This is a genomic window from Chryseobacterium ginsenosidimutans, assembly GCF_024807225.1.
Taxonomy (GTDB): Bacteria; Bacteroidota; Bacteroidia; order Flavobacteriales; family Weeksellaceae; genus Chryseobacterium; species Chryseobacterium ginsenosidimutans.
The window spans coordinates 3,994,685-4,008,284 of record NZ_JANUCO010000001.1 but is presented as its reverse complement, the minus strand read 5'-3'; the positions used below and the strand labels follow the sequence as shown (position 1 = coordinate 4,008,284).

General features: G+C 35.1%; 13 protein-coding genes. 3 read left to right on the top strand and 10 right to left on the bottom strand.

Annotated elements, in window-relative coordinates; translation table 11 throughout:
* The first annotated feature begins 109 nt into the window (after positions 1–109).
* The 3 genes from J3D55_RS18720 to J3D55_RS18710 all read left to right on the top strand — a co-directional run bounded on the left by J3D55_RS18720 (position 110) and on the right by J3D55_RS18710 (position 3,938).
* Entirely contained in the window at positions 110–2,302 is a 2,193-nt protein-coding gene (locus J3D55_RS18720) for an ATP-binding protein (RefSeq protein ID WP_259133159.1), read from the top strand.
* Between the two features lie 27 nt (positions 2,303–2,329).
* A complete protein-coding gene (locus J3D55_RS18715) occupies positions 2,330–2,881 on the top strand; it encodes a biliverdin-producing heme oxygenase (RefSeq protein ID WP_259133157.1) in 552 nt (183 codons plus the stop codon).
* A gap of 130 nt (positions 2,882–3,011) precedes the next feature.
* Positions 3,012–3,938, top strand: coding sequence for a malate dehydrogenase (locus J3D55_RS18710; RefSeq protein ID WP_259133155.1), 927 nt, complete (start codon positions 3,012–3,014; stop codon positions 3,936–3,938).
* A gap of 86 nt (positions 3,939–4,024) precedes the next feature.
* Here the strand turns inward: J3D55_RS18710 and J3D55_RS18705 are convergent, their stop codons facing one another.
* The 10 genes from J3D55_RS18705 to J3D55_RS18660 all read right to left on the bottom strand — a co-directional run bounded on the left by J3D55_RS18705 (position 4,025) and on the right by J3D55_RS18660 (position 13,388).
* Complete coding sequence (locus tag J3D55_RS18705) at positions 4,025–4,705, bottom strand: metal-dependent hydrolase (protein ID WP_259133153.1); 681 nt, start codon at positions 4,703–4,705, stop codon at positions 4,025–4,027.
* A 165-nt stretch (positions 4,706–4,870) separates the two neighbouring features.
* On the bottom strand, positions 4,871–5,662 hold the full coding sequence (locus tag J3D55_RS18700) for an SDR family NAD(P)-dependent oxidoreductase (protein WP_259133152.1): 792 nt from the start codon (positions 5,660–5,662) through the stop codon (positions 4,871–4,873).
* A gap of 50 nt (positions 5,663–5,712) precedes the next feature.
* Positions 5,713–6,294, bottom strand: coding sequence for a TetR/AcrR family transcriptional regulator (locus tag J3D55_RS18695; protein WP_259133149.1), 582 nt, complete (start codon positions 6,292–6,294; stop codon positions 5,713–5,715).
* Between the two features lie 75 nt (positions 6,295–6,369).
* Positions 6,370–7,290, bottom strand: coding sequence for a helix-turn-helix domain-containing protein (locus J3D55_RS18690; protein ID WP_259133147.1), 921 nt, complete (start codon positions 7,288–7,290; stop codon positions 6,370–6,372).
* Between the two features lie 189 nt (positions 7,291–7,479).
* A complete protein-coding gene (locus J3D55_RS18685; protein WP_259133145.1) occupies positions 7,480–8,358 on the bottom strand; it encodes an NAD(P)H-binding protein in 879 nt (292 codons plus the stop codon).
* A 157-nt stretch (positions 8,359–8,515) separates the two neighbouring features.
* Positions 8,516–9,310: a helix-turn-helix transcriptional regulator gene (locus tag J3D55_RS18680; protein WP_259133143.1), complete on the bottom strand. Its 795-nt coding sequence runs from the start codon at positions 9,308–9,310 to the stop codon at positions 8,516–8,518.
* Between the two features lie 292 nt (positions 9,311–9,602).
* A complete protein-coding gene (locus tag J3D55_RS18675) occupies positions 9,603–10,580 on the bottom strand; it encodes an SDR family oxidoreductase (RefSeq protein WP_259133141.1) in 978 nt (325 codons plus the stop codon).
* Between the two features lie 273 nt (positions 10,581–10,853).
* Positions 10,854–11,909, bottom strand: a complete 1,056-nt coding sequence (locus J3D55_RS18670; protein WP_259133131.1) for an aldo/keto reductase — start codon at positions 11,907–11,909, stop codon at positions 10,854–10,856.
* 4 nt (positions 11,910–11,913) lie between these two features.
* Positions 11,914–12,651: an SDR family oxidoreductase gene (locus tag J3D55_RS18665; RefSeq protein WP_259133128.1), complete on the bottom strand. Its 738-nt coding sequence runs from the start codon at positions 12,649–12,651 to the stop codon at positions 11,914–11,916.
* A gap of 152 nt (positions 12,652–12,803) precedes the next feature.
* The gene (locus J3D55_RS18660; protein WP_259133126.1) at positions 12,804–13,388 is read right to left on the bottom strand and encodes a TetR/AcrR family transcriptional regulator; all 585 of its coding nucleotides are present in this window, start codon (positions 13,386–13,388) and stop codon (positions 12,804–12,806) included.
* Positions 13,389–13,600 lie beyond the last annotated feature (212 nt).

Sequence of the window (13,600 nt, the reverse complement as noted above, 5' to 3'; positions counted from 1 at the left end):
ATTATCTTTTTTAAGTTACCGCTTAATTTGCTTTTGTGGTATGCATTTCATTGCAAAATATAATATTCCTTTAAAAAAAGCGTTATCTTTGATAGATCAAAATTATTATATGAATTTTGTAGACTGTCATGAAGAGCCTATCCATATTCCAGGCTATATACAAAGTTTTGGTTATCTGATTGGCATTGATGCAGAGTCTCATTCCATTACTTTTTTTAGCAAGAATATTGAGGATATTTTTAATATCGAAAACACACAGCAGCTTTTCGATAAAAAAATTACAGCTTTTCCTGATAGTTTTAAAAGTATTATCGATTCGGATATTTATAATTCCCTAAATACATTTACCAGAAGAGAAAATGAGACTTATTTTGATAAAATTTTTATCAATGGTAAAGAATATCATTTCTCGGTTTTCAAAAGCAAAACAAATATTTTCCTTGAATTTGAAGCGGTTTTAGAAAATCCTAACAAACGAATTTCTAATAAATACGATAATTTTTACATTATCGATGATGCTCAGGAAATCTGGGAACAGCTTTTAAATACGCTTTCGAGCATTGTGAATTATGATCGAATGATGATCTATAAATTCATGATGGACGGTTCCGGAAAAGTAATCGCAGAACGAAGAAGCGAAAATATGGAGAGCTTTCTGGGACTTCATTATCCTGAATCCGATATTCCGAGACAGGCGAGAGAATTATATCTTAAAAAAAGGAAAAGAATTTTCAGTGATGTGTACGCAGAAACTGTTCCTATTTTAAGCAAATCAGACGAAATAATCGATCTTACGTATTCGGCTTCCCGCGCAATGTCGCCTATTCATGGGCAATACATAAAAAATTCGGGAGCAGCTTCAAGTTTCAGTGTTTCCATTATTATTGATGATCATCTTTGGGGATTGGTGACGTGCCAAAATCCTGAAGCCAAACATATCGACCTTGAAGACAGAGTTCAGGCAGGGATTTTTACAGCATTGGCTTCCAATGCGTATTCTTCTTTTAAATCTAAAAACGAACTGAAATACCGTTTGGAACTGAATGAAAAGTCTTCACAGCTAAAAGCAGAATTTTTAAAAAACAACAATTTATTTGATTCTTTAATTGATAATAAATTGGAGATTAAAAATCTTACGGAAGCAGATGGTTTAGCTATTGTTGCAGACGAAAATATTGTTACGGAAGGTACTACACCGACTCGTGAAACGATTGAAAAAATTGTTCAGTGGGCATATGAGAATACGAACGATACTATTTATGTAAGCAGAAGTTTTCTGAAAGATCACGGTGAAGAATTGGGTCTTGATGAAAATGCAGCCGGAATCGTTATTTATTTTGTTGAAAGAAGTAAAAATAATCTGCTGATCTGGTTCCGAAAAGAGTTTGACGAACATATCAATTGGGCAGGAAATCCAGAGAAAAAAATAGGAGTATTTTCGCAAAACGGGGAAGAAAAACAAATCGTTTCACCCAGAACTTCTTTCCAGATTTTTACAGAAAATATCAAAGGAAATTCAAAACGCTGGAATTCGAGAAATATTGCAGCTTTACAGGCGATACGTGATTTGATTCTTGAAACGTCACATAAAAATTATAATACGATAAAAAGGCTTAATGATGAGCTTAAAAAAGTAAATGAAGAGCTGGACAGTTTTTCGTACACGATTTCTCATGACTTAGGAACACCTTTAACCGTGATGAAACTGAATGCCCAAATGCTTTTAAAAAGTCTTACAGACGGCTCCGAAAAAAGCAAAGGAAAAATAAATTCTATTATTGAAGAGATCGACAATATGGCGGAAATGATGCATGATGTTTTACAGTTGAGCCGTGCAAAACACAGCGAAATCGAATTGGGAAGACAGGAAACATACCGCATCATCGAAAAAATTTCTGAAAACGCTAAAATTACTTTTGACAGTCCGAAAAGTGAGATCATTATTAAAGATTGTCCCGATGTTTTGGCGGATAAAACGATGCTTCATCAGGTGTTTTTAAATATCATCAACAACGCAATAAAATATTCGTCTCAACAGGAAAATCCTAAAGTTGAAATTGAAGGAAAAGAAGAAGAAGACATCATTATTTACAGAATTTCAGACAACGGAATCGGAATTCCTGACGAGAATAAGCATAAAATGTTTAAAATTTTCAACAGGATGGATAATGCCAAGAAATTCAAAGGAAATGGAGTAGGATTGTCGATTGTTCACCGAATTATGCGAAGAATCGGAGGAAATATAGATTATGAAAGTGATAAAGATGGGACTTCCTTCATTTTAACGTTTAAAAAACCGTAAATTTGGGGAACTTTTTAAATCCTTATTATGGTATCTGAATATCTTAAACAAAACACAGCAGAATATCACGACGCTGCGGAAAAGCTTTTCAACTCAGAAAAAATTTTTAATAAAACTTTTACGCTTGAAGACTATAAAAAGATCATCGGTACCAATTATCTGATGCTTCTTCACTCTGAAGATAAAATCTTCAACAGTCTTTCGGATAAGTTCTCTGAAAAACTTCAGTTGAGCAACAGAAAAAAACTTCCTTTAATTGAAAAAGATTTGGCGAGTCTTGCGTTGGAAAACCAATCTGCTTCTCACGAACTTGAATTTTCTAATGAAAATGAAGCGTTGGGAGCAATGTACGTGATCGAAGGTTCTACTTTGGGTGGAAATGTTATCGCCAAACAGCTTTCTAAAACGGAAGGTTTTGATGATGTGACGTTCAATTTCTTCGGATGCTATCAGGAAAATACAGGACCGATGTGGAAAAACTTCAAAGAAGTTCTTGACACGGAAGTGACGGAAGAAAAGTATGATGAGGTATTATCAGGAGCTAAAAAATTATACACGTTTTTATTAAACGTAAACTAATTTTTTTCAATACAATATAAATATCACTTTTGAAGATAATTAAATTCCTGAAAGATTGCTCAATTTTTCAGGAATTGTTAAATTTGGGGGTTTTCAATTTTAAACTAAAATAATTTAAAAATAAATCAAAATGAAAGTAACTGTAGTAGGTGCAGGCGCTGTAGGAGCAAGCTGTGCAGAATACATCGCAATGAAAAACTTCTGTTCAGAGGTAGTTTTAGTAGACATTAAAGAAGGATTTGCTGAAGGTAAAGCAATGGATTTGATGCAGACGGCTTCTCTTAACGGATTTGATACGAAAATTACCGGAACAACAGGAGATTACAGCAAAACTGCAGGTTCTCATGTAGCGGTTATCACTTCAGGGATTCCAAGAAAACCGGGAATGACAAGAGAAGAATTAATCGGTATCAACGCTGGAATCGTAAAAGATGTTACTGAAAACTTAGTAAAACATTCTCCGGAAGTTATCATTATTGTGGTTTCTAACCCAATGGATACAATGGCTTATCTGGTACACAAAACTTCTGGTCTTCCTAAGCACAAGATCATCGGAATGGGTGGTGCTTTGGATTCTGCAAGATTCAAATACAGATTGGCTGAAGCGTTGGAAGCTCCAATTTCTGACGTAGACGGAATGGTAATCGCTGCTCACAGTGATACAGGTATGCTTCCTCTATTGAGCAAAGCGACAAGAAACGGTGTTCCTGTAACTGAATTCTTAGACGATGAGCAACAAAAATATGTAATCGAAGAAACGAAAGTAGGAGGGGCAACTCTTACAAAATTATTAGGAACTTCTGCTTGGTACGCTCCAGGTGCAGCTGTTTCTGTAATGGTTCAGGCGATTGCATGTGACCAAAAGAAAATGATCCCTTGTTCTCTAATGCTTGAAGGTGAATACGGACAAAACGATATCTGTCTTGGTGTTCCTGCAATCATCGGGAAAAACGGGGTAGAAAAAATCGTAAATATCACATTGACTGCTGAAGAGCAATTGAAATTCGCTGAAGCAGCGCAGGCTGTAAGAGAAGTGAATGGTGATTTGAAGTTTTAATTTATTAAGCTTTATATAAATAGAAAATGGTCGGAAATTTTTCCGGCCATTTTTATTTGTTCGTTTTATTAGAAGGATAAATTTGTTTATAATTCTATTGTAGCTCCTATTTCAGGGAGATGAAGTTGTAAACCGTTGTTTTTAAAATCAGCAAGCGCTTTTTCTTTATCTAAAATAATAAAGCCAAATGTGTCATAATGTACTCCCAAAACATTTGATACTCCAATCATTTTAGCTGCTGCAATGGCTTCTTCAACGCCCATTGTTAATAGATCTCCTATCGGAAATACTGCAAAATCGGGCTGTACAAAATCTACAACCAATTTCATATCGAGAGATAACGCAGCATCACCACTGTAATAGAAATTTCCATTGTCACTGCTGATGATAAATCCACATGCTATACCGCCGTAACTTCCATCTTCAAAACTGCTTGAATGTTGTGCACTAACACATTTTACTGTACCGAAATCGAAAGCAAATTTACCTCCCGGATTCATTGGGAACGCATTTTCTACACCGTTTTTAGTGAGCCAGTTATAAATTTCAAAGTTCCCGATTACTTTGGCACCTGTGGTTTTTGCGATTCGTATAGCATCAAAAATGTGGTCATAATGTGCGTGCGAAACGAAGATATAATCAGCTTTAATGCTGTCTACATCGATGTGGCTTGCCAAACTGTTTTGTGTAATATAAGGGTCAAAAAGAATGTGCTTCCCATTAATCTTTGCCGAGAAACAAGAATGTCCGTAGTACGTTATTTCCATAATGAATTAGTTTGTTTTATTGCAGCAAATTACTAGCCAAATGGGTTTTTATGTACTTAATTATTAGAACTATATGTTATTAAATGTGAAACTGGAGTTGATCTTTTACTTTCATAAGATGTTCAAAAATACAAAACGCACCAAACTACGTTTTATAAAGTTTATTTAAAGAGTTTTCAAAACCCCACCATCGGCTCTCAAACTTGCTCCATTGGTAGCAATAGAAATCGGACTTGAAAGATAAGCTACAAGATTGGCAATTTCTTTAGGCTCAATAAATCTTTGGAGAAGAGAATCCGGATTTGTTTGTTGTACAATTGCAGATTTCATTTGTTCAATACTTATATTTTGAGTCTTAGCAATTTTTTCGACTGTTTCAGCAACTCCGTCGGAATAAGTAGGTCCGCCAAGAATGGTATTAACAGTTACTTCGGTTCCTTTTGTAAGTTTCGATAAACCATTACTGATGGCTATCATTGAAGCCTTTGTCATTCCATAATGAATCATATTTTCAGGAATATTCACTCCCGATTCACTGCTGATGAAAATAATTCTTCCCCAGTTTTTTTCCAGCATTGTAGACAGAAGATGTCTTGATAATTTCACTGAGCTCATTACATTAATTTCAAAAATATGCAACCAGTTTTCATCGGAAATAGATTCAAAATTTTTAAGCTCAAAAATTCCGACATTGTTGATAAGAATATCAATATTATTCAATTGTTCAAGCAGATTTTTTACTTCTTTATTATTAGAAAAATCAGCAGCAATTCCTGAAACTTTTGCATTGGGAAATTGTTGTTTTAGTTGTGAAACCGCATTTTCTGTTTTCTCTTCTTGTCTTCCGTTGATGATAACTTCTGCGCCTTCTTCTAATAATTGTTGAGCAATGGCAAAACCAATTCCTTGTGTAGAACCACTAATAAAAGCTTTTTTTGAGGTTAATTGTAAATTCATTTTAATTAAATTTTATTTTGTAATGATCGATCCATAAATGGTTAAAAAAATTAGCTGATGACAGCCAATTGCATTTCTATTTGTTGAGAAAGTACTTTTTTATCAGGATACATTCTTCTCAATGTATTTAAGCCACACCAAAAAGTGATCAGATATTTTCCTAAGACAGATGCTTCGGTTTGGTTTTTTATTTCTCCTTTTTCCTGAGCTTTTTTAATAGCTTTGGTATACATTTCTTCAACTTCTTTGAGGATTTTTACGGCTTCCTTTTCGAGCTCTTCATCAATATATGTCATTTCTACAACTGTATTTGCGATGATACAGCCTTTCAAATGAGAGACTTCATTTTCATTCGCAATACTTCTGAAAAAATCTTTAATTAGTTCGATTGGGAATCTGCTTTTTTCCAATTTATTTTGAAATTCTGCAAAAGCCTGTCTTCTTTGATTGATAGCTTCTTTGAAAACCTGCTTTTTCCCACCTTTAAAAGTATTGTAAAAACTTCCGCTTCCCGCTCCTGTAATCGTTAAAAGGTCATTCAGAGAAGTTGCAGTATAGCCTTTTTTCCAAAAAATATCCTGTGCTTTTTGAATCAATTCCGAATTGTCATGAATAATAGGTCTTCCTCGCATTTTTATTTTGTAATGATCGATACAAAAATAGAAAAAATATTTTATTTGAATTAAAATTTAGCTTAAAAAATTGAATTAATTAAAAGACTGCCTAAACTCCAGCGGCGAAACATTCGTCTTATTTTTAAACAATTTACTAAAAGACTGAGGATGTTCAAAACCCAATTCGTATGCAATTTCGCTGACGGATAATTGAGTGGTGGATAGTTTTTCCTTTGCTTTTTCAATCAGCTTTTCATGAATGTGCTGTTGGGTGTTTTGTCCGGTGAGAACTTTTAATAATCCTGTAAGATAGCTTGGTGAAACATTCAGTTGATCGGCGACAAATTGTACGGAAGGAAGCCCTTTTGTGATCAGGTCTTCATTATTAAAATAGTCAATCAATACATCCTCCAAAGAATCAAGGATTTTATGATTGGAAATTTTCCTGGTGATAAACTGTCGCTGATAAAAGCGTTCTGCATAATTCAGCAATGTTTCGATCTGCGAAATAATAATATTCTGACTGAATTTATCAATATTAGAATGATATTCCTGCTGAATATTTTCAATAACGCTGTGAAGTGTATTTTCTTCTTTTTCGGATAGAAATAAAGCTTCGTTCACAGAATAATCGAAATATTCGTAATTTTTGATGGTTTTGGCTAAAGAAGTATTCCAAAAAAAATCGGGATGAATGAGTAAAATCCATCCCGTATGTTTTGCTTTTTCGTTAGTATTCGGATCAATTGTAACTCCAAAAACCTGTCCGGGAGCCATAAAAAACATTACACCTTCATCAAAATCATATTCCTGTTGTCCGTATTTCATTTTGGCATTGGACGTTCTTTTGATGGAAATCGAATAAAAATCAAGAATCCAGCTTAGTTCATTCACATCAACATCATGTTTAATCGTGCTGTAATCTACCACACTGATCAACGGATGTTCAGGTTTCGGAAGCTTACGGAATTCATGGAATTCGCTGATGGTTTTTATTCTTACCGGCTGTTTCATTGTATGACTAAGTTAATTATTTTCGGAGATTTTATTTTAAATATCACTTACATTTTTATAAAGTCTTCGACTCCGCTCAGACTGACACGCATAAAAACCATGAATATAAAAGTTAGTATTAGCAATGTCATCCTGAGCGAAGTCGAAGAATCTTTTTTGTTTAAATAGGTTTCAAGACAAAAGAAAAATCTAACTCTTATAATAAGCCGCTGCAAAATCTTCAGCAAAATCCTTCACCTTCGTTTTGCCTAAAACCGGTCTGTTTTTCAAATAATCTTCATACAAAACGCTGCCTCGTCTCGCCATATTCATTTCTACAAAGCCTTTTGCGGTTTCAGGATTCATTCCGACTTTTATAAGATTGTTCAATAAGTCTTCATCGGGAATTGTGATCCATTGTAAGTCAGGATTTTCGATGGCTTCACCCAGAGTTTTTGCAATTTCGTTAGGCGAAATTTCTTCACTGGCAATATATCGAATTTCTCTTCCGTTAAAAGGTTTTTCAACTTCTTCAGCAATAACGGAAGCAATATCCAAAGGTGAAACCCAAGGTTCCTGATCGTCACCACCGTAATTTTGAATGATCGCATTTTGAGATTTAATTGTCGGAATAAACGCAAACATATTATAATAAAATCCAACTGGACGCATGAATTTTATGGATACATTTTCCGGAAGTTCATTCAATACTTTTTCTGCTTCATAATGAAATTTCAGAATCCCGTTTCCTTCGTTGGTATGCGCTCCGATACTGCTTAAATGAATAATATTTTTCACTCCGGATTTTTCAATCGCTGCTTTATAATTTTTAACAATTTGAATATTGGCATCAATAATATTAATATGATGATCAAAAAAAACTCCTGCATTTAATGCTTCCATTGCGTAAACAACATCTGAACCTTTAAAAGTTTCGGTTAAGAAATCTACATCTTCCATTGTTCCGATCGCAGCTTTTGCACCTAAAGCCTCAATTTCTGATTGTCTTTCAGAACTGCTGCTGATCACCGTTACGTCGTGACCTTTTTCTACTAATTCTTTTGTTAAAGGTTTACTGATATTTCCCAAAGAAACCTGTTACGATAATTTTCATTTTGTTTGATTTTTTATTGAGACAAAGTTCAGGATTGTGGAGAAGCGGGGTGTAGCCGAATCTACTTTTTGTGTAGCCGAAAAAAGAGAGACTGAAAACAAAAAAGAGCGGAAAAACTGCCCTCAAAAAATCTTATACTTTCTGTTTCCCAACTTCCGAAGGCGAAACTCCAAACTCTTTTTTAAAAACAAAAGAAAAATGAGAAAGATCTTCAAAACCGAGATCAACATAAATATCTGTCGGTTTTTTATGTTCTTTATCCAACAGGAAATAGGCTTCCTGAAGACGTTTATTCATCAGCCATTTTCCAGGAGTGGTGTTGAAAATGGCTTTAAATTCTCTTTTAAAAGTCGATAAACTTCGTCCTGTCATAAAAGCAAAACGTTCTAAGCTGATATTGAATTTAAAATTATGGTTCATAAATAACTCCAAATCAATTTTATGCGGAACATTGAAATTGAAGAAAATATCTTTCAGATCAGGATTGTTCTTTAGTAAAATCATGAGAAGTTCTTCACGTTTTATATCAACAAAAGTATCATCCAGCTGTTCAGTTCCGTTGTAATAAGGTTCTAAGGACTGAATAAAATTCCTGACTAATTTATCTTCATTAATGAACAAAAAAGAATCATCATTGTCCGTCGGTTCGGCTTGATAAGAATGGCGTTCCAGAAATTTATTTAAAAATTTTTCGTCGAAAGCAATAATCACCTTTTCAAAATCCCCGTCTTCCTTATATTTTGTGTAACGAACCAGATGATTTTTCCTTGCAATACAATAATCTCCCTGTTTCATTGTGTAATGCTTGTAACCATCGTACGAAACCATCGAACCTTTCAGTAAAAATAAAAAGAAATGCTCCGGAATAAACTGTTCCGGTGATATTTCTGGTCCGAGATGACAGGATTGTATGTTGTTGAATTTCATTTTTTTTATAATTAATTTCTTTTGCCTTGAAATAAGATTCGACATAGTCAAACAAAAGAAACAAAAGTTCAAGACTTGGAAACTTCCGCTAAAAATTTAAACTTACTCCTAAAATCCCCAAAACTTGTGCGAATTTACTATTGGTTTTTCTGTTCAATATTTGTGTCGTGCTTCGAACAGTGAGAGTCTTTTAACGGATTAAATTTAAATTTTCTTAACGCTCCATTTTCCGATGTCGATGTAAATTTGACCAAGTTTAACTGTTGGTTTTACAATGACTTGTCTTACAAATTTACTGATTTCCCATCAAACTATCAGCACTTGCCAACAAAGCTTCTTCACGGCTTCTTGGATTCCAGTTGAGGATGGTTTTTGCTTTTTTGTTTGACATTTCTTTGTACAATTCTTTTCCGATCGGTTCTAAATTCTGAATGTTGGAAGTGTATTGCGGTCTTTCTTTTTTGAACAGTTCGGCAACATCATAAAAGCTCATCATACCATCTGAAGTCGCAATAAAACGCTCTCCCGAAGCATTCGGATGAAGCATCGCTTTGATATGAATGTCCGCAACATCTCTCACATCAACAACACCCATCGTGAAAGGCGGAGTTTGGTTCATCGTTCCGTTTAAAATCCCTGAAACTGCGATATCCAACGAAGCAGAAGTAATTCCACCAATGGCAGGACCGAAAATTCCGACAGGATTAATGACCGTCAATTCCAAACCATTACCTTCTTTTTCGATAAATTCCCAAGCCGATTTTTCAGCGATAGTTTTTGATTTGATGTAAGCCGGAAGTTCTTTATTGGTATCCGTCCAGTCTTCCTCCGTGAAAACATGGTCTGCAATATTCTTACTGTAACCGACTGCCGCAAAAGAAGAGGTCAAAACCACCCTTTTTACTCCCGCATCACGCGACGCCTTCAAAACGCGCAAAGCTCCGTCTCTTGCAGGAATGATGAGTTCGTTTTCATCTTTCGGATCTTGAGCAGGGAAGGGCGATGCCACGTGAAGAACGTAATCACAATCTTTTATGGCTACATCCCAATTGTTGTCGCTCGTAAGATCGGCTTCAATAAATGAAAGGTTTGAAAAATTTGTAATTCCGCCTTCTTCTAATGCTTTTAGAATGGCGTCTTTTTTTGTTAATGAACGAAGAGTTGTTTTCACTTCATATCCTTGTTGCAATAATTGCAGAACGGTATGAACTCCCAAAAATCCTGTTCCTCCCGTTACCAATACTTTTTTATTTGTCTGTAAGTTTTCCATTTTGTTTAAATTTTACAGTACAAAGTTGGGGTTTATTTTGGGTTAAGGCTTTGTTGTGGAGTTCAATTTTTGTTTGTTGTGAAGTTCATGTTTTAATCTCCCACAGATTTCACAGATAACGCAGATTTTTTTAGGACAATCATGTGCGTTATCTGTGGGGAAAATAAAATATTTAATTGTCTTTAATTTTCCAAAAGTAGAAAACAAAAAAGCCAGCGCAAAAAAGATTACGCCAGCTCGGTCTATGAAATTTATATATTGAAACTTGTCGAATTAGGCGACAGGAGTTTTCTGTGTCACGAGTCCTGAACTTTCACCAAAAATCGTTTGTTGAGAATTAGTGATAATTTCGTGGGGTGAACCGAGTTCGATGCTGCTTATTTCATTCAGTTGTTGGATTTGTTCGTCTGAAAGAATTACGGATAACGACTCAAGATTATCATCAAGCTGACTGATATTTTTGGCACCAAGAATGGTTACGGTTGATAACGAGCTACGGTCATGTTTCTGACGCAACCAAGCTAAAGCAACCTGACCGATTTTTACATTTTTTTCTTCTGCTATTTTGGCAAGAGTGTCGATAATAGCGGTTTCACGGGAACTTTTTTCGTCTTTTAAAAGATATCCGTTCCATTCTTTTTTGCGGGAAGTTTCCGCTGATTCGGGATTACGATATTTTCCGGTAAGGGTACCGCCGGCAAGAGGCGACCAGAAAGCTGCACCCAAACCAAGTGCTTCAGCCATGGGAAGCAATTCTCTGTCGGGAGTTCTTTCAATCAAATTATATTCAATCTGAATTCCTGCGATCGGCGACCATCCACGCAAATCAGCCATTAATGAAGCATTGGCGATTCTCCATGCAGGAAAATTAGAAAATCCTGCATATAAAACTTTTCCGTCTCTTACCAAATCATCGAAGCCGCGAACGATCTCTTCGATCGGTGTTTGTCCGTCCGAAAGATGGGCCCAGTAAAGATCGATGTAATCTGTATTCAATCTTTTTAAACTTGCTTCTACCGAGCGGATGAGGTTTTTTCGACTGTTTCCTGAAGTTAACAATTCGCGACCACCCATTGTATATTTCGTTGCTAAAACCAGGTTTTGGCGTTTATCGGCGATCATTTTGCTTAATAATTCTTCTGATTCTCCCAATTGATATCCATCGGCTGTGTCTATGAAATTTCCGCCTGCTTCGATGTATCGATCAAAAACTCTTTGCGCTTCTTCGGGTTGAGAGCCGTAACCCCATTTTGTCCCGAAAGTTCCGGTTCCTAAAGCCAGTTCTGAAACTCTAAGCCCCGTTTTCTTGCCAAAAATTTTGTATTTCATTCTCTTAATTATTAAAAGTACTGAATGCACCTTCCGTTCCTGCAAAGAAATTTTGGTACAGCAATTCTGTATTTCCTACACGAACTTCATAAATATTTTCCTGAAAAGCTTTTACCAAATCATTGGCAACATCTGAAGCCGGAATTCCGTTTTCTTTTCCTCCGATTTCTGCAGAGAAATCTGTGTTTACCAATGGAGGCATCAATTCAAAAACTTTTATATTGGTATCTTTTGCCAATTGAAATCTCAAAACTTGAGTGTGAGAATGCAAAGCCGCTTTTGAATCAGAATATGTCGGAAGGTGATAGCCAGGAACATATCCCACGATGGATGAAACATTCACAATGGCAGCTTCATTTTGTTCTTTTAATAAAGGAAGAAATTTTTCTGTCAGTCTGATGGGTGCGAAGTAATTGGTGGTAAAGTCATCTAATGCTTTATCGTGCGTGTTAGAGTTTTCTGAAATCGTGTAATAATGAGCGTGACCGGCATTATTGATCAAAATATTCAGACCTCCGAAGGTTGTTTTTACTTCTTCATATAATCTGTTGACATCGCTTTCATTCGTAATATCCGCCTGAATGGTGAATACATTTTCCAGATCTTTCGCTGCAGCGTCTAATTTTTCTTTGGTTCTTCCAACGATGATAATTTTGTTCGCAGGGCTTAATGCTTTTGCGATTTCTAAACCGATTCCTGAACCTCCGCCAGTAATTAAAATTGTGTTGTTTGTAATGTTCATAACGTTTGTTTTTAAATATTTTATATTAATTTTTAATATTGTACTATTTGGTACAAAATTTGAGAAAATTTTTTAATCATGGAAGTTATAACTTCAGTAAATAGACGGTCAGGAATTAACTTCCAGCTTCCATCACCCAACTCCCAACCAGTTTATTCCAGTAATTTTAAATTCAATTCAATAATACTTTTAAGGATTTCCGGAGAATTTTCCATGCGTCTTGTTACATGAATCCCGTTCCATAAATTGGTTAAATGCCAAGCCAAAATCTCTGGATTTTCTGTGCTTTTGATTTGATTATTTTCCTGTGCTTTTTCAATAATTTCTGCAAAAAGCTCTTGTAATTTTTTTACGATCTTTATTGAGATTTTCTTTATTTCTGCATCTTTTTCAGATAACTGAACCAAAGAATTTCCTAAAAAACATCCTCTTTCTTTTTCATTTTCGGGAGAATAAGCCTGACTTAAAAAAAACTGTTTGATGAATTCAATTCCGTTTTCGGATTCTTCAATTCCTTCTGCCAATCTTTTATAAAAACTTTCAGAAAACTGTTCAATAGATTTTACATACAATTCCTGTTTTCCACCTTTAAAAGCTAAATAAAAACTTCCTTTTCCGATTCCCATGGCATTCAGTAATTCTTCTGCAGAAGCTGTGTCGTAGCCTTTGTTTCTGAAAACCTCAATCGCTTTTTCAATTGCCTGATTTTCGTCGAATATTTTTGGTCTTCCTGCCATTTCTTTATTTTGATGAGACAAAGGTATATAATTGTACCGATTAGTACAAAATTAAATTTCAAATATCTTTCATAGTTTTTGTCGATAAAGTTTTATGATCTAGCTTGCTTGGCTATTTTGGTTTGTTGGAATACGCAAAGGCGCAAGTAATTGAAACTTGATGTTTTTAAGGCGCAAAGATTTTATCTTCGATAAAATTGATTTCGTTGAAT